Here is a 20,211-nt window from a genome sequence, read left to right as displayed (position 1 = left end):
CGCTTAAAATTTTATCACATGTTACAAGTACCTTTTATTAGAGAGCATAAAGATTTGGTTATTGAACGTTTGGCAAAACGCCAAATTGATGCTACCAAAATGATTAATGAAGTCATTGCGCTGGACGAAAAAAGACGCCAAGAACAAACCTTACTGGATAATACACTATCAGAATCCAATACGCTTTCTAAAGAAATTGGTACCCTATACAAATCTGGTCAGGCTGAAAAAGCAAATGCGCTTAAAGCCCGTACTACCGATTTAAAAAGTCAATCCAAAGAATTAACAGATACATTAAATGAAACTGTTGAAGCTTTAAATCAATTATTATATCAAATTCCAAATGTTCCCAATGAACTCGTTCCAACTGGAAATTCTGAAGATGATAATGAGGAGGTTTTCAAAGAAGGAACCATTCCAACACTTCACGAAAATGCCTTACCTCATTGGGAATTAGCGAAAAAATATGATATAATAGATTTTGAATTAGGCAACAAAATTACTGGAGCTGGTTTCCCAGTATATAAAGGAAAAGGCGCCAGATTACAACGAGCATTAATTGCTTATTTTTTAGATAAAAATACCGAAGCTGGTTATACCGAATATCAATTACCACTTTTGGTTAATGAAGCCTCTGGATTTGGAACAGGTCAATTACCTGATAAAGAAGGACAAATGTACCATGTAACAGAAGATAATTTATATTTGATACCAACTGCCGAAGTACCGGGAACCAATATTTTTCGCGATGTTATTTTAAACGAGAGCGAATTACCAATTGGTATTACAGGTTACACACCTTGTTTCCGTCGTGAAGCTGGGAGTTATGGTGCGCATGTTCGTGGTTTAAACAGATTACACCAATTTGATAAAGTAGAAATTTTACGTATTGAGCGCCCTGAAAACTCATATGCGGCTTTAGATACTATGGTGGAACACGTTAAAGGCATTTTACAAGAACTTAAATTACCTTACCGTATTTTACGCCTTTGTGGAGGCGATTTGGGCTTTACCTCGGCTATGACTTATGATTTTGAAGTGTTTTCAACAGCACAAGATAGATGGTTAGAAATTTCATCGGTTTCTAATTTTGAAACCTTTCAGGCTAATCGTTTAAAATTACGTTTCAGAAACAGCGACGGCAAAAATGAATTAGCACACACACTTAATGGTAGCTCATTGGCATTGCCGCGTGTATTGGCAGGTATTTTAGAAAACTATCAAACACCTGAAGGTATTGTTATTCCAGACGCATTAATACCTTATACAGGTTTTTCTATAATTGATTAAAATTGTAGGTTTTATCCTACTTGATATTCAGTAGTATTTATAAAAAATCGTTAAAAAGCAAAAATTACCTGCTGTTTAACGATTTTTTGCTGTTTTATTTTGTTAATTAACAAATATTGTTGAAGTTCGTGTACCCTAAAGTTTTAAACCTACTTATCATGAAAAATCTTACACGACTTTTTCTTCTAATTGTTTTAGCAGTCATAGCCGGCAAAGTCCTTGTTTCAGATTTCGATTTATCCAAAAAAGATCATGCCAATGCAACGGCTTCCGTTGTTTCGGAATAATATTAGTTAAATTACCCAATCAGGTAACTGAATCATTTTGTAATTTACAATGGTTAATAGCACATTTATTTTGGTTGGTAAATGCCTGAAAACTCTTCAGGCATTTTTTTTATAAAAACATTCACATCATCTCCAGCGCACTTTTGCTATATTTACACAAAGTAATATTATGCGTCTTTTTCTTTTATGCTTTTTTCTATTTTCGGTCAGTATGTTTTCGCAAGAAGACTTGCTCGCTAAAGAGTATTCTAAAAACGGTGAGTTTGAAAAATCGCTCTTGGCATATCAAGAATTACATAGAAATTCGGCTAATAATAATGCCTATTTTTTAGAGCTTATTAAAACGCATCAGCAGCTAGAACAATTGGATCAGGCTGAAGCTCTTTTAATCCAGCAAATTGAACGGGTAAAATACCCCGCGCTTTATGTAGAATTGGGTTACAACTACCAATTAAAAAACGATTTAGAATCTGCCAATGCCAATTATAAGAAAGCCATTTCCTTTTTAGACGAAAATCCAAATTTCGCGTATTCAATTGGTAAGTTTTTCGAAAATCGCTCCCTTTTAGATCAAGCTATTACCACTTATGAGAAAGCCATGGCCCTAAAACCAGCCATGAATTTTAACATTCAACTATCACGTATATATGGGGAGCAAGGCAATGTAGAAAAAATGTTTAGTAGTTATTTAAATTTTGTGGATGTTAATAGTTCCTATTTAAATACCATTAAACGCGCCATGAGTGATTTTATAACAGATGATTCAGAGAACGAAAACAATCTCATTTTAAAACGCTTATTGCTCAAAAAAATACAACAAGAGCCTAACTTGCTTTGGAATGAATTGTTGAGTTGGCTTTTTATTCAACAAAAAGATTATAATAAAGCGTTTGCTCAAGAAAAAGCCATCTTTAACAGGCAACCAGAAAGTTTAGAGCGCATTGAAGAATTGGCCTTTGTAGCAATGAACGACCATGATTTTGATGTATCTAAAACCATTTTCACCTACTTGGCAGAAACAGCTCAAAATCTAGATGTTAAAATTGGGGCGCACTATAATTTACTGCAAATTGCGTTAAAAACTGAAACCGATTTAGAAACTATTGAAAACACCTATTTAGAGCTTTTTGAAACTTTCGGAAAATTTAACCAAACCATAAATTTACAGGTTGCTTACGCACACTTTTTGGCATTTTACAAGCATGATCCACAAGCCGCAACGGTGTTCTTAAAAGAAAGTTTAAAACTCCCTTTATCCGATTTAGATGAAGGAACGGTAAAATTAGAGTTGGGTGATATTCTAGTATTGCAAGAAAAATTCAACGAAGCTTTAATTTATTTTACCCAAATTCAACGTAATTTAAAAAATAGTACTTTGGCTCAAGAAGCACGCTTTAAAGTTGCCCAAACCAGTTACTATAAAGGCGATTTTAAATGGGCAGAATCTCAACTTAAAATTTTAAAATCATCAACATCTCAACTTATTGCTAATGATGCATTGGATTTAATGTTACTAATTACAGATAATAAATTTGAAGATTCCACGCAAGCCGCTTTAAAACTTTACGCCAAAGCCGATTTAATGGCCTTTCAAAACAAACCCAATGAAGCCATTGCGCTTTTAAATACCGTTTTAAAAAATTACAAAGGGCAATCCATAGAGGATCAAGCACTTTACAAGCAGGGCAAACTGTATGAGTCTAAAAATCAATTTGAAAAAGCAGTCGTTAATTATCAAATCATCATTGCTAATTTTAAAGATGATATTTTAGCCGATGATGCTTACTTTGCTTTAGCCGAATTGTATGAAAATCAACTTCAAGACCCACAAAAAGCCAAAGAAAACTACGAGCAAATTATTTTTAATTATCAAGACAGTATTTACTTTGTGGATGCACGCAAACGATACCGTGTTTTACGAGGAGACGATTTAAATTAGAAAATAGTACCTTAATTCAGGAAAAAAGGCCAAAACCTTTTGATGATGAGCGCGAACTCCTGTAATTTGCACAACTAGGTATTTAAACAGCAAATTTTACACGCATGATTATTTATAATGTGACTATTAACATAGAAAAAAATCGCCATCAAGAATGGTTAAATTGGATGAAAACAGACCACATTCCAAAAGTATTAGCTACAGGAAAATTTAAAGACGCCAAACTAACACGTGTTTTAGTTGAAGAGGAAATGGGTGGTGTTACTTATTCTGTTCAGTTTTGCGCGCACTCTAGGCAAACACTAGATAGCTATTACAATAACGATGATGACGGATTGCGATTAGAAGGACTCAAAAAATTTGGAGATAAAATGCTTTTATTTTGCACCGAATTAGAAGTTATAGAAGAATTTACCATGAGTGCCAAATAGAGAGCAACTCATTTAAAAAAAACAAAAAACCAAACATGTCTGTAAAAGCAAAAAAACATTTAGGCCAGCATTTCTTAACGGATGAAACCATTGCAGAAAAAATTGCCGATTCCTTGTCTTTTAAAGGCTACAAGCACGTCCTTGAAATTGGTCCTGGTATGGGCGTTTTAACCAAGTATCTTCTAAAAAAAGATATCACAACCCATGTTATAGAAATAGATACCGAATCTGTTGCGTACCTTAAAAACAACTATCTCAATCTAGCCGATCGGGTTATAGAGAAAGATTTTTTAAAATATGATTTAAAAGAAGTTTTCCATGATGAGCCCTTCGCTATAATTGGAAATTTCCCATATAACATTTCTACACAAATCGTTTTTAAAACTTTAGAAATGCGGAACCAGATTCCGGAGTTTTCAGGGATGTTTCAAAAAGAAGTTGCCCAACGTATTTGCTCCAAGGAAGGCAGCAAAGTGTATGGTATTTTATCGGTTTTAACGCAAGCATTTTACGATGCAGACTATTTATTTACCGTTCCGCCAACGGTTTTTAATCCACCACCAAAAGTGGAATCTGGTGTGCTTATACTAAAACGAAAAGAAAATTTTTCGCTTCCATGCGATGAGAAATTATTTTTTAAAGTTGTAAAACAAGCCTTTCAACAACGGAGAAAAACACTGCGAAATAGCTTAAAAACCTTCAATCTGTCTGATAATTTAAAAGCAAATGTTATCTTTGACAAGCGACCAGAACAGTTATCTGTAACCGCTTTTCTGGAACTTACACAACTGATAGAAACTGATGAAAATGACTAAATCTTTGTTGTCTTAACAAAGTAACTTAACAAAAACGCATGTCCGAAGAACAAGAGAATATCCAATTTCAGCTTACAGACGAACTTATTGAACAGGTTGAGAATCTTATCGAATTTAAAAATGATAAGGATCTTAAAACTCTATTGATGGATTTTCACCATGCCGATATAGCCGAGATTCTTGATGAACTTAATCTGGAAGAAGCCGTTTATGTTATTAAATTATTAGATTCTGATACGACAGCCGATATTCTAATTGAGTTAGATGAGGATACGCGTGAAAAAATTCTTAAAAACCTATCGGCTAAAGAAATTGCCGAAGAAATTGAAGAATTAGACACCGATGATGCAGCCGATATTATTGCGGAACTTTCTGAAGAACGTCAAGCCGAGGTTATTTCTCATATTGAGGATACAGAGCATCGTGATGAAATTACCGAACTTTTAGCCTATGATGAAGACACAGCTGGTGGACTCATGGCTAAAGAACTCGTTAAAGTTTATGAAACTTGGACCGTTGCAGGTTGTTTACGCCGCATTCGTGGTCAGGCAAAAGATGTGAGACGTGTACATTCCATTTACGTAGTAGACAGACAGAATAAATTAAAAGGGCGCTTATCTTTAAAGGATTTAATTGTTGCTAAAAGCGACCAAAAAATTGCAGATATCTATATTACTAGTGTGGATTATGTTTTTGTAGACGAAGATGTTGAAGAAGTGGCTAAAGTTATGCAAAAATACGATTTAGAAGCCATTCCTGTAGTCGATAAAAATTACACCTTATTGGGGAGAATTACCATTGACGATATTGTAGATGTTATTCGTGAAGAAGCCGATAAAGATTACCAATTAGCGGCAGGTATCTCACAAGATGTAGAAGCCGATGATAGTATATGGAAACTCACAAAAGCACGTTTACCATGGTTATTAATTGGAATGTTTGGTGGTCTTGGAGCCGCTGGAATTATCGAGCAATTTAACGACCATATGGGAGCCTTCGTGGTACTGTTAAGTTTTGTACCATTAATCCAAGCAACCGCTGGAAATGTTGGTGTACAATCGTCAGCTATTGTTGTTCAAGGATTAGCAAATGATACCATTGATGGCAATATTATTAAACGCTTATTGAAAGAAGCCTTACTCGGTTTAGTTAACGGAATCGCGATTGCTTGTATAGGTTTAGTCATTACACATTTCGTGTTTAGCACACCATACATTGTTTCTATAACTATTAGTATTGCACTAATAGCCGTGATAATAATGGCAGCAATAATTGGCACCTTTATTCCTATTTTTCTTAATAAACGAGGCATTGACCCAGCCGTAGCAACAGGACCATTTATTACTACCAGTAATGATTTATTTGGTATATTAACGTACTTTCTCATTGCCAAACTCATTTTAGGTTTTTAAAATATTTAAATAATTTGTGGTGTTCCTATACAATCGCACTATACAGCTTAATTTTTTCTTGTTTTAAACGAAAGGATGCCGTTTCAACTAAAAAGAAATATTGAGTCCTTATTTGCCAAATGAAACATGGACTCTTAAGTATGAGCACGAACAATATCTTGAATTGAAAATCGGGAGTTCATGTTTAGGTTTTATATATTTGAAGTAAACTAATCTGTTGTTTTTATACACATGAAAATACTCCACCTAGATACCAATCACCCATTAATGCTTGAGCAATTAAATGCTTTAGGCTTTCAAAACGATGAAGATTACACGGCTTCTAAATCCGAGATTGAGACCAAAATTCATGCCTATGATGGTGTCATTATACGCAGTCGTTTTAGTATAGACAAGCGGTTTCTAGATGCGGCCACCAAACTAAAATTTATTGGTCGTGTAGGTGCTGGTGTGGAAAATATTGATGGTGAATACGCGCTACAAAAAGGTATTCAACTTATTTCAGCACCAGAAGGTAACAGGAATGCTGTTGGCGAACATACTTTAGGCATGCTGCTTTCTTTATTTAACAAACTCAACAAAGCAGACCATGAAATTAGAAAGGGCCAATGGTTACGGGAAGAAAACCGAGGTATTGAGTTAGATGGAAAAACCGTAGGCTTAATTGGTTATGGAAATATGGGAAAAGCCTTTGCTAAAAAATTACGAGGCTTTGATGTCACCGTTTTATGTTACGACATTCAATCCCATGTGGGCGATGAAAATGCCAAGCAAGTGGATTTAAAAACACTTCAAACCCAAGCCGATGTGTTAAGTTTACACACGCCACAAACTCCCCTAACACTATATATGGTGAACACGGAATTTATAAACGCATTCCATAAACCATTTTGGCTGATTAATACGGCTCGAGGCAAGAGTGTTGCAACCGATGATTTGGTAACCGCTTTAAAATCTGGTAAAATTTTAGGTGCTGGATTAGATGTTTTAGAATACGAAAAAGCATCATTTGAACAGTTATTTTCATCCAAAATGCCAGAGGCTTTTCAGTATTTAATTAAAGCCGAAAATGTGCTTTTAACACCGCATGTGGCTGGTTGGACGGTGGAAAGCAAGAAAAAATTAGCACAAACCATCGTGGATAAAATTAAAGTAAAATTTTGTTAATTCATCCTTATGAAAAAAACCGTTTTTATTTTCTCTGCACTTATTATTGCTTTACTTTCATTATTTCAATTGAGCCAGTATGCCGTAATTTCTGGAGACTTAAAAATTGAAATCGCCATTGCGTTTAGCGCTATTGTATGTTTCTTTGTTGGCGTTTATATCAGTAAGAAAAATGCTACGCATCAACCTATACTGACCAAAAAAATAAACACGCACAAATTAAAAGAATTAGAAATTACAACGCGTGAATATGCTGTTCTAAAACAAATATCAGAAGGCTTATCTAATAAAGAAATTGGCGAAAAATTATTTGTTTCTGAAAGTACTGTAAAAACACATGTATCATACTTATTGGCAAAACTACAGGCTAAAAGACGAACGGAAGCACTAAAAATAGCCAAACAACTCCAAATTATTTAATTTCCCTACATTTATAGTAAAGTAAGTGGGTTTTGATACTTTAGTATGAGCGCTAAAAATAACAAATCTTCTATTTTTGATTATTAATTTTAAACTATCATATTATGGAATTAGGAGCTTTTTCAGTTAGCTTAAGTGTTAAGAATTTATCAAAATCAAAAATATTTTATGAAACTCTCGGATTTAAAGTTTTCGGTGGTGACATGGAAAAAAATTACCTGATTATGAAAAACAATAAAACCTTAATAGGCTTATTTCAAGGAATGTTTGAAAATAATATTCTAACTTTTAATCCTGGTTGGGATGAAAACGCTAACACGCTAAAAACATTTACAGATGTTCGTGACATTCAAAGCCAACTCAAGAAAAAAGATGTATCATTTATATCTGAAGTAAAAACCAACACGTCTGGTCCAGGTAGCTTTGTTATTAGTGATCCTGATGGGAATACGATTCTAGTAGACCAACACACCTAATTGATAAACTATTAAAAATGAAATCCACGGTAAAAAAATTTGGTATCTACAGCAGTACCTTGTTAATAATACTCTTTAGCTTTTCTTTTCTTATTGAAGATTACATGAACTACACAATTAGTGAAGTTTTTGGATACGTTAGCATTATTTTAGCATTATCCGTTATTTATTTTGGAATAAAAAGTTATCGAGACACTATAAATAATAAAACTCTTAAGTTTTCGAAAGGGTTAAAAATTGGTCTGCTTATTTCCGTTTTCACCGCGTTAACATTCGGACTCATTAATGTGGTTTACACCTCATTTATTAATCCAGATTTCACAACAGAATATTATAATCATTCTATTGAAACCTTCCGAGAAACATTATCTGATGCTGATTTTCAAGCAAAATTAATTGAACTAGAATCGCAACGCGAAATTTTCGGGAATCCTTTTTTCAACTTTTTTCTTATGGCATTGACGGTTTTTGTTATTGGATTTATAATATCCGTAATTTCAAGTTTAATACTACAACGTAAAAGCAAATAGAATGCAATACAAAGCAACATCGGCTGAAGATTATATTAATCAAACGCCTAAAGAACGCCAAGAAACACTAAAAAAACTTCGTAAAACTATAAAGGATAATTTACCCAAAGATTTTCAAGAAGGTATTCAATATGGTATGATTGGTTATTTTGTACCACATAGCATTTACCCGGGCGGTTACCATTGCAATCCAAAAGAACCCTTACCATTTATGAGTTTTGCGTCACAGAAAAACTCAATTAATTTATATCATAGCGGTATCTATGCGGTTCCAGAAATTCACGATTGGTTTGTTTCCGAATATCCAAAACATGGTAAACGAAAACTGGATATGGGCAAAAGCTGTATCCGATTTAAAAAGATAGATGAGATTCCCTTAGAGCTTATTGCGGAACTTTGTAAAAAACTCACCGTAAAAGAGTGGATTTCTATTTATGAAACAAACATTAAAAAAGCATAATTATGAAAAAACGCGTTACAGGAATTGGTGGTATTTTCTTTAAAGTAAAAGACCCTAAAGCGTCCAAAGAGTGGTATAAAACCCATTTAGGTTTTAATACAGACAATTATGGCAGCACCTTTAAATGGAAAGATCATGAGGGTAATGATTGCACCACACAATGGAGTCCATTTCCCGAAGACACAACATATTATGAGCCTTCTAAAAAAGACTTCATGTTTAACTATCGTGTTGAAAATTTAGTTGAACTTTTAAAGACCTTAAAGGAAGAAGGTGTAACCATTGTAGGTGACATGGAAGAATATGAATACGGTAAATTTGGTTGGATTTTAGACAATGACGGAAACAAAATAGAACTCTGGGAACCCATAGACAGCGCATTATAAATAAACTAGCCAAGGTTTTAGATTATTAAAGCAATATTAATCGTCCGTTTGTTCAGACAATTTACGTTCCAATTCAGCCTGAAACTCTTCCATTACTGGCTTTACTGTGCTTTCGGGTAAATCGGCAATTTTAATATACATTAGTCCATCAACGGAATTATTAAATAAGGGATCCACATTAAATGCCACTAATCTGGCGTTTTGTTTTATATATTTTTTCAATAATACTGGTAAACGTAAAGCACCTGGTTCTACTTCATCAATAATTTTATCAAATTTATTTAAATCGGCTTCCGCTTCATCAAAGACAAAATCCTTATCAGCATCTTTCAGCTTAACTTTAAACTCTTTTTTAGGGTGTACATATTGCGCCACATAGGGATCGTAATAATGAGATTTCATAAACTCAATCATCAACGATTTAGAAAAATTAGTAAACTGATTGCTAATACTTACACCGCCAATTAAATATTTATGCTCGGGGTAACGCAACGTAGTATGTACAATACCTTTCCATAGTAAAAATAAAGGCATCGGTTTTTGCTGATAACTTTTTATAATAAACGCACGACCCATTTCAATGGATTGGCTCATCATTTTATGTAATTCTGGCTCAAAACGGAACAAATCTTGCAAATAAAAACCATTAATTCCAAACTTTTTAAAAATCTGGGAGCCTAAACCCATTCTATAAGCACCCACAAGAATATTGGCTTCAGAATCCCAAAGAAACATATGGTGGTAATAGGTATCAAAGGCATCTAAATCAATAGCCTCATTGGTTCCTTCCCCAACTTCACGAAAGGTTATTTCGCGCAAACGACCAATTTCTTGTAAAATATTTGGAACTTTATTGGCTGGCGCAAGAAACACCTCGTAGTTTTTACTTTGAAGTAACCGGAAATCGTCTTCACGAAGCGCGTCTACTTCTTCGGTCATTAACTTTTTATCAACCTGACCAACAATACGTTTTGGTGGTTTTGGTAATTTCAGTTTATTTGGAAAATTGCTTAATAAATTATCCTTTTCATCAAAAGAATTGGATAACATATAGGTTTTTCGTCTTAAAAATTCTGAAAAACCCTCTAAAGTGGAATGTTCATTTTGATCAGCAACGGAAATAGGCCTACCAATTCTAACTCGAATGGTGCGACGTTTTTGTGTTAATAATTCCGAAGGCAATTTAGCGGTTCTAAACGTATCGCTAATTTTAGATAATTTATAAAATAGCGAGCTGTTTTTGGCATGAAAATAAATAGGAACAACCGGTACATTGGCTTTTTGAATAAGCTTAATTGCTGCGGGTTCCCAAGGTTTATCTACCACTAATTTGCCATCACGGTAGGTGGAAACTTCGCCGGCTGGAAATACGCCTAAGGCATGACCATCCCGTAAATGAAGAATGGCATTTTTAAATCCTGCAATGCTAGATTGTGCATCTTTTTTATCCTCGAAAGGATTTACAGGCATAATGTATGGTTTTAAAGGCTCAATTCTATTCAACAAAAAATTAGCAATTATTTTAAAGTCTTTACGCTGTTCTAACATTAACTTTAAAAGTAGAATACCATCAATGCCACCTAAAGGGTGATTGGAAACGGTAATAAAAGAACCTTCTTTTGGAAGTCGTTTTAAATCTTCTTCAGGTATTTCAAATTTTATTTGAAACTCATCCAGAATAGCATCCAAAAATTCTAAATCAGACAAATGTTTATTGCGATTGTAGATTTCATTTAGCGTTGAAATTTTTAGTAATTTCATTAAACCCCAACCTGCTAACGTACCAATTACGCCATACTTATCAAGTTGTATAGCTTTTGAAACTTCCTTTGCGTTTACTAATCCTTTATCTGATTGTTTACTCATTTAAACAAATGTAATTAAAAAATTATTTGGTTATCATTTGCATGGTTTCCTGTGCTAATTGCTTCATTAAAACAGTTTTACCTTCTTCCAACTGCGCCACTACATCTAAATTATAATGCCTGATAGTGTATAAAGATACATTTTCATGGCAAGTTACCTTAAATTTTGCTTTTAAATGTTGTAGTAATTTTTCAAGATTCTGATAAATATCATCCACACATACCGAAAAACTAATAGCGGAGTTTTGAATAACGTCCACCTTCATTTTATACAAATGCAATAAATTAAAAATATCACTAATGTTTTCTTCAACTATGTAGGAGAAATCTAATGATGACAATGAAATTAAAATCTGATTGCGTTTTAAAATAAAACATGGAATTTCAGGTTCAATTCCTTTACCTCTTCCCACACAGGTTCCCGCATTTTTAGGATGCAAAAACGACTTTACAAACAACGGGATTTCCTTGCGCTGTAATGGCTGAAGAGTTTTTGGGTGAATTACTGATGCCCCATAAAAAGCCAACTCAATAGCCTCACGATAGGATATAGAATTTAGTAATTGGGCGTTTTCAAAATACCGTGGATCCGCATTTAAAACACCGGGAACATCCTTCCATATGGTCACACTTTGGGCATTTAAACAATACGCAAAAATAGCTGCTGTATAATCACTTCCTTCACGACCCAAGGTGGTGGTAAAATTATTAGCATCACTACCTAAAAAGCCTTGGGTAATGTTCAGTTTATTTTTATTAAAATGCGTGGTGATTTGGGTTTGTGTGTCCAACCAGTTCACATTGGCGCGTCTGTAATAGCTATCCGTTTTTAAAAACTCACGAACATCCAACCAATTGTTTTCAAGTCCTACATCATTTAGGTAAGCACTAATAATGGCAGTCGAAGCTAACTCACCATAACCGATAGCCTGATCGTAAACAAAATTATAATCTGGCGATTTATTCCGATCGAAAAATGCAGCTAATTCATCAAAAAGTTTAGAGATTTTTTTAAAAATAGCATGGTTTTCATTTTCAAATAAATCGAGTAAAATAGCATTATGAAATTTCCTAACCTCTTGCAGTGAGCTCTGTAATTCCGCTTTATTGTCAAAATAATTGCCAATTACACCTTCCATGGCATTCGTTATTTTACCCATAGCAGAAACGACAATCAAGGTGTTATCATGCCCAGCTTCACGCAAAACGGTAACTAAATTTCTTACCCCTTGTGCATCTTTTACCGATGCGCCACCAAATTTAAATACTTGCATGTTAAATGTTTGAAATATATTTCTTTATTGCAGCTTCATTAAGTTGAACCACATCCCAATCGCGCATAACGTTAGCTCCTTTTTGTTCATAAAATGCTATAGCAGGTTCATTCCAATCTAGGACTTCCCAACAAATTCGCTTTACACCTAATTTATAACCATATTTAACAACCTCATCCAATAAAATAGTACCAATTCCATGGCCACGCATTTCTTGACTAACCACTAAATCTTCTAAATGTAAAACGGAACCTTTCCAAGTTGAGAAACGCATATAAACTAACGCAATGCCTATAATATTATTTTGGCTTTCGGCTACAAAACAATGAAAAACGGGGTTTTCACCAAAACCTCCAAGTTCTAAATCGGTAACTGTAATTTCAACGGCATTGGGTTCTTTTTCATAAACGGCTAATTCGTTTATCAATTTTAAAACCGATTCCATATCTGCTTTTTTAGCGTCTCTTACTACAATATCCATAAGCCTAATTTTGGCGTAAATATAGTTTAAACTTGGGTATTTAGCCACATTAAAACCTATTGAAAAGGTTGTAGTTTCCTAAAAAATACGATATTTGCATAAACCATACATACACTTTTATGTCTAGAAAAAATCAAACACTCGGTGAATTTATTATTGAGAATCAATCGTCTTTCAAATACACATCTGGCGAGTTATCAAGACTTATAAATTCCATTCGTTTAGCCGCTAAAGTGGTAAATCACGAAGTGAATAAAGCCGGTTTGGTTGATATAATTGGCGCTGTTGGAGAAACCAATATTCAAGGTGAAGACCAACAAAAGCTAGACGTTTATGCCAATGAAAAATTCATTCAAACACTAACTAATAGAAATATTGTTTGTGGAATTGCTAGTGAAGAAGAGGACGATTTTATATCCATTAACAGCCAAGATGAAAACAACAACAATAAGTATGTTGTTTTAATTGATCCGTTGGACGGCTCGTCCAATATTGACGTGAATGTTTCGGTTGGAACTATTTTTTCTGTTTACAGACGTGTAACACCGGTTGGAACACCCGTTCAATTAGAAGATTTTTTACAAAAAGGCAGCCAGCAAGTCGCGGCTGGATACGTCGTTTACGGCACATCCACCATGTTGGTTTACACGACAGGTGCTGGTGTAAATGGGTTTACATTAAATCCTGCTATTGGTACTTTTTACTTATCGCATCCTAATATGACATTTTCTGAAGACGGTAAAATTTATTCCGTAAACGAAGGGAATTACATTCACTTTCCACAAGGCATTAAAAACTACATTAAATATTGCCAAATGGAAGAAGGAGACAGACCTTACACGTCCCGATACATTGGCTCGTTAGTTTCTGACTTTCATAGAAATATGATAAAAGGCGGTATTTATTTATATCCAAAAAGTTCTAAAACCTCAAACGGAAAATTACGTTTATTGTATGAATGTAATCCTATGGCACTATTGGCAGAACAAGCCAAAGGTAAAGCCAGCGATGGCTTTAACCGTATATTAGATATTGAACCAACGGAACTTCACCAACGTGTTCCTTTTATTTGTGGCAGCAAAAATATGGTAGAAAAAGCAGAGGAATTTATGCGTTTAGCTGAATAAAACATGCTCATTTAAAGCTAAATAGATTGGTGAAATTAACAATTTACAGGATAAACAAAAAATAAAAAAAGCCACTTAAAAAGTGGCTTTTTTATTCTATTTCAATTCAAATCTTAACGATTCATATTTTTCATTTCTTCGATAAACGTATCTAAATCTACACCATTATCCACAAGGGTTAAGGCTTTGTCTACAACGTATTTAACGTTTTCAGATGAAAACCCAAGACCAATGGCTATTTTACGCATAACAATTTCTTCATGATCCCCTTTAATGTGATCTACATAAACCATACGTGCCAAATCAAACAAACGCTCTAAACGTCTATCATAGGATGTTGGTGGATTAATAGGATGCGATTGATAATCTTTCAAAATCGTTTCGTAATCGCTTTCACTTATATCTAAGTTTCTTGCCAAACGGTCCAAAAAAGCTTTCTCTTCATCGGTAATAATACCATCATCCATGGCAACTCTTACAATGGATGCAAAATGATCTTCGTTACGTTTTTTAAATCCGCTATCGAATAAATCTGAAAATGACATATCTTTCTATTTTTAATCCCAACATTTAGGGACTGCAAATATAAATAAAGTTAGCACTCTTTAAAATATTAATTTCGCTTTTTTAAACGGGCAATTATGACTATTAAAACTTTAATAAAACACCAAATTATCAAACAAAAAACAGGTTAACATCCACAGAAAAAAGAAAGTTTAAAGTCTGTAATTAGTATATTTGCACAAAATAAAATTGCTTTTGAGTAAATCCATCCTCTCGCAAACATACGCACAGGCTTTGCAAACGCAAAATCTGCAAACTGCTATTGCCCAAACTGAAAATCGCACACATGTAAAAGGCCTTGTTGGCTCGGCATTTTCTCTCGTTATTAGTGAAGCTTTTAAACAAGCGGACAAACCGTTCTTACTCGTTTTTAACGATAAAGAAGAAGCGGCTTTTCACCTCAACGATTTGGAAGCCATGTTGAATGATAAAGATGTACTTTTTTATCCAGGTAGCTACAGAAGACCGTATCAAATTGAAGAAACGGATAATGCCAATGTTTTATTACGTTCTGAAGTTTTAAACCGCATCAACTCCCGGAAAAAACCAGCCATTATAATCACTTATCCAGATGCGCTTTTTGAAAAAGTAGTAACGCGTAGAGAGTTGGACAAAAACACGTTGAAAATTTCGGTTAATGACAATTTATCCATTGATTTTGTTAACGAAGTCCTTTTCGAATACAAATTTAAACGTGTTGATTTTGTTACCGAACCTGGGGAATTTTCAGTGCGTGGTGGTATTGTAGATGTGTTTTCATTTTCCCATGACGAACCCTACCGAATTGAATTTTTTGGTGATGATGTTGATAGTATCCGAACCTTTGATGTGGAAACACAATTGTCCACAGATCAGATTAAAAAAATAAGCATCATTCCAAACGTTGCAAATAAATTTCTTGACGAAAGCAGACAAAGTTTCTTAAAATACATTGCCCAGAAAACCGTTGTTTTTACAAAAAATGCCGATCTGGTTTTCGATAGAATTGACGATTTTTATAGCAAAGCCGAAGAGGCTTTTAAAAATCTAACGTCAGAACTCAAACATGCTGAGCCCGAAACCTTGTTTTGTAATGCAACCGAATTAAAAAAGCAAATACTGGATTTCAATTTAGTAGAATTTGGTAGCAAAGCCGTTTTTGCTTCACAAGACAATATAATTACATTCAACACCACACCACAACCGGCTTTCAATAAGCAATTCAACTTATTGATAGACGATTTAAACTTGCATCATAACAAAGGCTACACCAATTACATTGCCTGTGTTAGTGAACAGCAAGCCAAACGGTTTCATGATATTTTTGATGATGCGGAACAAACCGTTCATTATAAAACCATCGTCCTGTCCTTATACCAAGGATTTGTAGATCATGATAATAAAATTACCTGTTATACGGATCACCAAATATTTGAGCGCTATCATAAATTCCATTTAAAGAATGGCTATGCTAAAAAGCAGGCTATAACTTTAAAAGAACTAACTAATTTAGATATTGGCGATTATGTAACGCATATTGATCATGGAATTGGTCGCTTTGGAGGTCTTCAAAAAATAGATGTTGAAGGCAATAAGCAAGAAGCCATTAAACTAATTTATGGCGAACGCGATGTGCTGTATTTAAGCATTCACTCGTTACATAAAATCACCAAATTTAATGGTAAAGATGGTAAGCCGCCAAAAGTTTATAAATTAGGAAGTAAAGCCTGGAAAACGCTTAAAGCAAAAACGAAGTCGCGCGTTAAGGAAATTGCGTTTAATTTAATTCAAGTTTATGCCAAACGAAAATTAGAAAAGGGCTATCAATATCAGCCAGACAGCCATATGCAACATGAGCTAGAAGCCTCTTTTATTTATGAAGATACACCAGACCAAAGTACCGCAACGGCCGATGTAAAAGCAGATATGGAAAGTGAACGCCCTATGGACAGACTGGTTTGTGGTGATGTGGGTTTTGGTAAAACGGAAGTCGCTATTCGTGCTGCTTTTAAAGCCGTTGACAATGGAAAGCAGGTTGCCGTTTTAGTGCCCACAACTATTTTGGCTTATCAACATTCCCGTACATTTAGAGAGCGTTTAAAGGATTTCCCAGTTACGGTAGATTATCTAAATCGTTTTAGAACGGCTAAAGAAAAACGTGAAACATTAGCTAATCTAGAATCTGGAGCTGTAGATATTATTATTGGCACACACCAATTGGTGAATAAAAATGTCAAGTTTAAAGATTTAGGTTTGCTAATTGTAGATGAAGAGCAGAAATTTGGCGTTGCCGTAAAAGAAAAATTAAAAACCTTAAAAGACAATGTAGATGTCCTGACCTTAACGGCAACACCAATTCCAAGAACCTTGCAATTTAGCTTGATGGCTGCTCGCGACTTATCAGTTATTACAACGCCTCCACCTAATAGATACCCAATAGAAAGTCATGTCATTCGATTTACCGAGGAGAGCATTCGCGATGCCGTAACCTATGAAATTCAGCGCGGTGGACAGATATTTTTCATCCACAACCGCATTGAAAACATCAAGGAAGTAGCAGGTATGATTCAACGACTAGTTCCTGACGCTAAAATTGGCATTGGTCACGGCCAAATGGAAGGGAAAAAACTAGAGCAATTGATGTTAGCTTTTATTAATGGTGAATTTGATGTATTAGTTAGTACCACCATTGTAGAAAGTGGTTTAGATGTTCCGAATGCCAACACTATTTTTATTAATAACGCGAATAATTTTGGCTTAAGTGATTTGCACCAAATGCGGGGACGCGTAGGGCGAAGCAATAAAAAAGCTTTATGTTATTTCATTACACCAGAATATTCGGCTATGACCGAAGATGCTAGAAAGCGGATTACAGCTTTGGAGCAATTTAGCGAATTAGGCAGCGGTTTTAATATTGCCATGAAAGATTTAGAAATTCGTGGTGCTGGCGATTTATTAGGTGGTGAGCAAAGTGGTTTTATAAATGATATTGGTTTTGATACCTATCAAAAAATTCTAAATGAAGCCATTGACGAACTGAAAGAAACCGAATTTGCAGATTTATATGAAGATGATGGTAAAGAAAAAGAATACGTTAAAGACATCACGATAGACAGTGATTTTGAATTACTATTTCCAGATGATTATGTGAATAATATTGCCGAACGTTTAACGCTGTACACCAAATTGAATGAGGTTAAAACAGAAGATGAACTTCTAAAACTAGAAAGCGACATACGTGATCGTTTTGGGGAACTACCAACCCAAGTAGAGGATTTAATGAATAGTGTTCGGATAAAATGGGTAGCAACCAAAATAGGCCTTGAAAAAGTAGTGATGAAACAAAATAAACTGATTGGGTATTTTATTACCGATCAGAAAAGTGGTTTTTATCAAAGTCCCAATTTTACACGTGTATTACAATTTGTACAATCACATCCGCAAGCTTGTAAAATGAAAGAAAAGCAAACTAGAAATGGCTTGCGACTATTATTAACCTTTGAAAACATTAAAAGTGTTGACAAAGCTTTACAGGTTTTAAAACCTATTGTGGCATAAGCTTTGTTAATTTAAATGAAACTCAAATCATGAAAAACCATCTTTTCCTTCTGTGTCTGTTTGTATCTTTTACAACGTTTGCGCAACATCATATTCAAGGTCGATTTTCGCCAGCCGAATCCTTCAATTTTGCTTTACTTTATCATGTAACACCTACTGGAACAAACTATGTAGAACAGGCAAAAACCGATACTGACGGGTATTGGTCTATAGAATTGCAGGCAGGTTCTAAAATCGGAATTTATAAAATAGTGTATGCAACTCCTGTTGAAGACAATAATTTTGATTTTTTTTACAACGGTAAAGAATCTATTTCTTTGCTATTCGATATAGAAACAGGATTGCATTTTACAGCTTCCGAAGAAAATAAATTATGGCACACTTATACGGATAGTATTTTAAAAATAAACAGTGCGATTGGCAGATATTATATGTCGCAAAAAACAGATTCATCTGAAATAACAGCCATTTTCAAAAACCTAAAGAGCACACAATATTTTTACGAAAAAGCATCGACTAATATGATGATTTCGCCTTTTGTAAAATCGAATAAAACCTATATTCCTAGCGCTTATGAAGATGTAAGCACCTATTCATTAAACTTAAAAAAGCATTATTTTGATTATATGGATTTCAGTAATCCTTTGTTGCAAAGTTCTGATTTTTTAAATGAACGTGTTACGGCCTATGTGTTTGCTATGCCGGAAGATGCTAACTATTACAAAATGGCTGTGGACGATGTGGTAAAAGCAACAAACGATACCGACGAAGCCAAAATTATGGTTTTGGAAAATCTGTGGAAAATCATGATAGATAAACAGCAACCCGACGTGGCAAATTACATTAGCGACACCTATTTATTACCCCTTGCTAAAACCTTTAACAGAACCTATTTACTGGAAACTTTGGAAGATTATAATAAATCTGCTATAGGTAAAAAGGCTATGGATTTCAATTTTACATATTTAGAAAATAGCAAGGCTATAAAAACCAATTTACACCGTTTTAATCCAACAAAAAGTACGCTTCTAATTTTCTGGAGTAGTGGCTGTGGGCATTGTTTAGAAGAATTACCAAAAGTAAAAACTCTTATGGCGCAACATCCCGAAATTACCGTTTTAGCGTATGCTTTGGAAGATGGCGTTAGAAACTGGAATCAAACTATTGAGCATTTTCCAAGTTTTATTCATACTTACGATTTAAAAAAATGGGATAGCCCATTAATTAAGGCCTACGGCATTTCTGCTACGCCATCCTATTTCGTTTTAGATAGCGATAAGGTTATTTTAGCAAAGCCAGAACATGTTGAAGATTTGGAAACTTATTTTAATAAATAATTTCAGAAATCAGAAAATAATCATTTTTGATGGCGACTTAAAAATGATAAAACGCATTTTCATAATGCGTAATGGTTTCCGTGGTTTTATTTTTCAGAACAGCTATAATATCAAACCGACTATCTAAATCAATATCATTTTCGGTTACATAAGCATCCATAGCTTTTACGAGTAATTTAACTTTTCCAGGTGTAACAAATTCTTGTGGATCGCCAAAAAAATCAGAGTTACGGGCTTTCACTTCTACGCAAATCATCTGATTATTATGTTTGGCAATAATATCTATTTCGGCTTTTTGAAATCGGTAGTTTCGCGCGAGAATAACATAGCCTTTAGCTTGCAAATATTCTGCCGCTAGTTGTTCTCCTAATTCACCTAATTCGTTATGATGTGCCATGACTACTTCCCATATA

20 protein-coding genes are annotated in these 20,211 nt (G+C 34.4%); 15 read left to right on the top strand and 5 right to left on the bottom strand.

The window, feature by feature from the left end:
* Positions 1-18 precede the first annotated feature (18 nt).
* The 12 genes from serS (at position 19) to ACFPH8_RS03835 (ending at position 9,613) form a co-directional block, all read left to right on the top strand.
* Positions 19-1,290, top strand: a complete 1,272-nt coding sequence (gene serS, locus ACFPH8_RS03890; protein WP_376858617.1) for a serine--tRNA ligase — start codon at positions 19-21, stop codon at positions 1,288-1,290.
* A gap of 158 nt (positions 1,291-1,448) precedes the next feature.
* Positions 1,449-1,577, top strand: coding sequence for a hypothetical protein (locus tag ACFPH8_RS03885; RefSeq protein ID WP_256476084.1), 129 nt, complete (start codon positions 1,449-1,451; stop codon positions 1,575-1,577).
* Positions 1,578-1,788: 211 nt separating this feature from the next.
* Complete coding sequence (locus ACFPH8_RS03880) at positions 1,789-3,516, top strand: tetratricopeptide repeat protein (RefSeq protein WP_376858615.1); 1,728 nt, start codon at positions 1,789-1,791, stop codon at positions 3,514-3,516.
* Positions 3,517-3,620: 104 nt separating this feature from the next.
* On the top strand, positions 3,621-3,947 hold the full coding sequence (locus ACFPH8_RS03875) for a DUF4286 family protein (RefSeq protein ID WP_248397360.1): 327 nt from the start codon (positions 3,621-3,623) through the stop codon (positions 3,945-3,947).
* Between the two features lie 35 nt (positions 3,948-3,982).
* A complete protein-coding gene (rsmA, locus tag ACFPH8_RS03870) occupies positions 3,983-4,762 on the top strand; it encodes a 16S rRNA (adenine(1518)-N(6)/adenine(1519)-N(6))-dimethyltransferase RsmA (protein WP_248397358.1) in 780 nt (259 codons plus the stop codon).
* 38 nt (positions 4,763-4,800) lie between these two features.
* Complete coding sequence (mgtE, locus tag ACFPH8_RS03865) at positions 4,801-6,174, top strand: magnesium transporter (protein WP_248397356.1); 1,374 nt, start codon at positions 4,801-4,803, stop codon at positions 6,172-6,174.
* Between the two features lie 231 nt (positions 6,175-6,405).
* Complete coding sequence (locus ACFPH8_RS03860) at positions 6,406-7,341, top strand: 2-hydroxyacid dehydrogenase (RefSeq protein WP_376858612.1); 936 nt, start codon at positions 6,406-6,408, stop codon at positions 7,339-7,341.
* A 9-nt stretch (positions 7,342-7,350) separates the two neighbouring features.
* On the top strand, positions 7,351-7,761 hold the full coding sequence (locus ACFPH8_RS03855; RefSeq protein ID WP_376858610.1) for a response regulator transcription factor: 411 nt from the start codon (positions 7,351-7,353) through the stop codon (positions 7,759-7,761).
* 104 nt (positions 7,762-7,865) lie between these two features.
* Positions 7,866-8,237, top strand: a complete 372-nt coding sequence (locus tag ACFPH8_RS03850; protein WP_376858608.1) for a VOC family protein — start codon at positions 7,866-7,868, stop codon at positions 8,235-8,237.
* A 17-nt stretch (positions 8,238-8,254) separates the two neighbouring features.
* The gene (locus ACFPH8_RS03845; RefSeq protein WP_376858606.1) at positions 8,255-8,767 is read left to right on the top strand and encodes a DUF4199 domain-containing protein; all 513 of its coding nucleotides are present in this window, start codon (positions 8,255-8,257) and stop codon (positions 8,765-8,767) included.
* A gap of 1 nt (position 8,768) precedes the next feature.
* Positions 8,769-9,227, top strand: a complete 459-nt coding sequence (locus tag ACFPH8_RS03840) for a DUF1801 domain-containing protein (RefSeq protein WP_376858604.1) — start codon at positions 8,769-8,771, stop codon at positions 9,225-9,227.
* 2 nt (positions 9,228-9,229) lie between these two features.
* Positions 9,230-9,613 (top strand): VOC family protein, encoded by a 384-nt coding sequence (locus ACFPH8_RS03835; RefSeq protein WP_376858602.1) that lies wholly within the window; start codon positions 9,230-9,232, stop codon positions 9,611-9,613.
* Positions 9,614-9,649: 36 nt separating this feature from the next.
* Here ACFPH8_RS03835 and ACFPH8_RS03830 read toward each other — a convergent pair whose 3' ends face one another.
* Genes ACFPH8_RS03830 through ACFPH8_RS03820 form a run of 3 tightly spaced genes read right to left on the bottom strand, consistent with a single transcriptional unit; the run spans position 9,650 to position 13,233 of the window.
* Complete coding sequence (locus ACFPH8_RS03830) at positions 9,650-11,479, bottom strand: GNAT family N-acyltransferase (protein ID WP_376858600.1); 1,830 nt, start codon at positions 11,477-11,479, stop codon at positions 9,650-9,652.
* A gap of 22 nt (positions 11,480-11,501) precedes the next feature.
* On the bottom strand, positions 11,502-12,752 hold the full coding sequence (locus ACFPH8_RS03825) for an aspartate kinase (protein WP_376858598.1): 1,251 nt from the start codon (positions 12,750-12,752) through the stop codon (positions 11,502-11,504).
* 1 nt (position 12,753) lies between these two features.
* The gene (locus ACFPH8_RS03820) at positions 12,754-13,233 is read right to left on the bottom strand and encodes a GNAT family N-acetyltransferase (RefSeq protein ID WP_376858596.1); all 480 of its coding nucleotides are present in this window, start codon (positions 13,231-13,233) and stop codon (positions 12,754-12,756) included.
* Between the two features lie 119 nt (positions 13,234-13,352).
* On the opposite strand from ACFPH8_RS03820, the gene fbp reads away from it, so the two are divergent.
* Entirely contained in the window at positions 13,353-14,360 is a 1,008-nt protein-coding gene (gene fbp, locus ACFPH8_RS03815; protein WP_248397341.1) for a class 1 fructose-bisphosphatase, read from the top strand.
* A 113-nt stretch (positions 14,361-14,473) separates the two neighbouring features.
* Here the strand turns inward: fbp and ACFPH8_RS03810 are convergent, their stop codons facing one another.
* Entirely contained in the window at positions 14,474-14,905 is a 432-nt protein-coding gene (locus ACFPH8_RS03810; RefSeq protein WP_248397339.1) for a tellurite resistance TerB family protein, read from the bottom strand.
* Positions 14,906-15,119: 214 nt separating this feature from the next.
* On the opposite strand from ACFPH8_RS03810, the gene mfd reads away from it, so the two are divergent.
* Together mfd and ACFPH8_RS03800 are read left to right on the top strand one after the other, a co-directional pair.
* A complete protein-coding gene (gene mfd, locus ACFPH8_RS03805; RefSeq protein WP_376858593.1) occupies positions 15,120-18,461 on the top strand; it encodes a transcription-repair coupling factor in 3,342 nt (1,113 codons plus the stop codon).
* Between the two features lie 29 nt (positions 18,462-18,490).
* Complete coding sequence (locus ACFPH8_RS03800) at positions 18,491-19,798, top strand: TlpA family protein disulfide reductase (protein WP_376858591.1); 1,308 nt, start codon at positions 18,491-18,493, stop codon at positions 19,796-19,798.
* Positions 19,799-19,835: 37 nt separating this feature from the next.
* On the opposite strand, the gene ACFPH8_RS03795 is transcribed toward ACFPH8_RS03800, so the two are convergent.
* Positions 19,836-20,195, bottom strand: a complete 360-nt coding sequence (locus ACFPH8_RS03795; RefSeq protein ID WP_376858589.1) for a YraN family protein — start codon at positions 20,193-20,195, stop codon at positions 19,836-19,838.
* Positions 20,196-20,211 lie beyond the last annotated feature (16 nt).

It is taken from the genome of Bizionia hallyeonensis, from assembly GCF_042657385.1.
GTDB classification, from domain to species: domain Bacteria; phylum Bacteroidota; class Bacteroidia; order Flavobacteriales; family Flavobacteriaceae; genus Algorimicrobium; species Algorimicrobium hallyeonense.
The sequence above is the reverse complement of the archived record's forward strand: the minus strand, read 5'-3'. Positions and strand labels throughout refer to the sequence as shown.

What these genes read in the sequence shown, in the direction of transcription:
- serS (WP_376858617.1), top strand. Translation starts at nt 19, where the DNA reads ATGTTACAAGTACCTTTTATTAGAGAGCATAAAGATTTGGTTATTGAA.
- ACFPH8_RS03885 (WP_256476084.1), top strand. Translation starts at nt 1,449, where the DNA reads ATGAAAAATCTTACACGACTTTTTCTTCTAATTGTTTTAGCAGTCATA.
- ACFPH8_RS03880 (WP_376858615.1), top strand. Translation starts at nt 1,789, where the DNA reads ATGTTTTCGCAAGAAGACTTGCTCGCTAAAGAGTATTCTAAAAACGGT.
- ACFPH8_RS03875 (WP_248397360.1), top strand. Translation starts at nt 3,621, where the DNA reads ATGATTATTTATAATGTGACTATTAACATAGAAAAAAATCGCCATCAA.
- rsmA (WP_248397358.1), top strand. Translation starts at nt 3,983, where the DNA reads ATGTCTGTAAAAGCAAAAAAACATTTAGGCCAGCATTTCTTAACGGAT.
- mgtE (WP_248397356.1), top strand. Translation starts at nt 4,801, where the DNA reads ATGTCCGAAGAACAAGAGAATATCCAATTTCAGCTTACAGACGAACTT.
- ACFPH8_RS03860 (WP_376858612.1), top strand. Translation starts at nt 6,406, where the DNA reads ATGAAAATACTCCACCTAGATACCAATCACCCATTAATGCTTGAGCAA.
- ACFPH8_RS03855 (WP_376858610.1), top strand. Translation starts at nt 7,351, where the DNA reads ATGAAAAAAACCGTTTTTATTTTCTCTGCACTTATTATTGCTTTACTT.
- ACFPH8_RS03850 (WP_376858608.1), top strand. Translation starts at nt 7,866, where the DNA reads ATGGAATTAGGAGCTTTTTCAGTTAGCTTAAGTGTTAAGAATTTATCA.
- ACFPH8_RS03845 (WP_376858606.1), top strand. Translation starts at nt 8,255, where the DNA reads ATGAAATCCACGGTAAAAAAATTTGGTATCTACAGCAGTACCTTGTTA.
- ACFPH8_RS03840 (WP_376858604.1), top strand. Translation starts at nt 8,769, where the DNA reads ATGCAATACAAAGCAACATCGGCTGAAGATTATATTAATCAAACGCCT.
- ACFPH8_RS03835 (WP_376858602.1), top strand. Translation starts at nt 9,230, where the DNA reads ATGAAAAAACGCGTTACAGGAATTGGTGGTATTTTCTTTAAAGTAAAA.
- ACFPH8_RS03830 (WP_376858600.1), bottom strand. Translation starts at nt 11,479, where the DNA reads ATGAGTAAACAATCAGATAAAGGATTAGTAAACGCAAAGGAAGTTTCA.
- ACFPH8_RS03825 (WP_376858598.1), bottom strand. Translation starts at nt 12,752, where the DNA reads ATGCAAGTATTTAAATTTGGTGGCGCATCGGTAAAAGATGCACAAGGG.
- ACFPH8_RS03820 (WP_376858596.1), bottom strand. Translation starts at nt 13,233, where the DNA reads ATGGATATTGTAGTAAGAGACGCTAAAAAAGCAGATATGGAATCGGTT.
- fbp (WP_248397341.1), top strand. Translation starts at nt 13,353, where the DNA reads ATGTCTAGAAAAAATCAAACACTCGGTGAATTTATTATTGAGAATCAA.
- ACFPH8_RS03810 (WP_248397339.1), bottom strand. Translation starts at nt 14,905, where the DNA reads ATGTCATTTTCAGATTTATTCGATAGCGGATTTAAAAAACGTAACGAA.
- ACFPH8_RS03800 (WP_376858591.1), top strand. Translation starts at nt 18,491, where the DNA reads ATGAAAAACCATCTTTTCCTTCTGTGTCTGTTTGTATCTTTTACAACG.
- ACFPH8_RS03795 (WP_376858589.1), bottom strand. Translation starts at nt 20,195, where the DNA reads ATGGCACATCATAACGAATTAGGTGAATTAGGAGAACAACTAGCGGCA.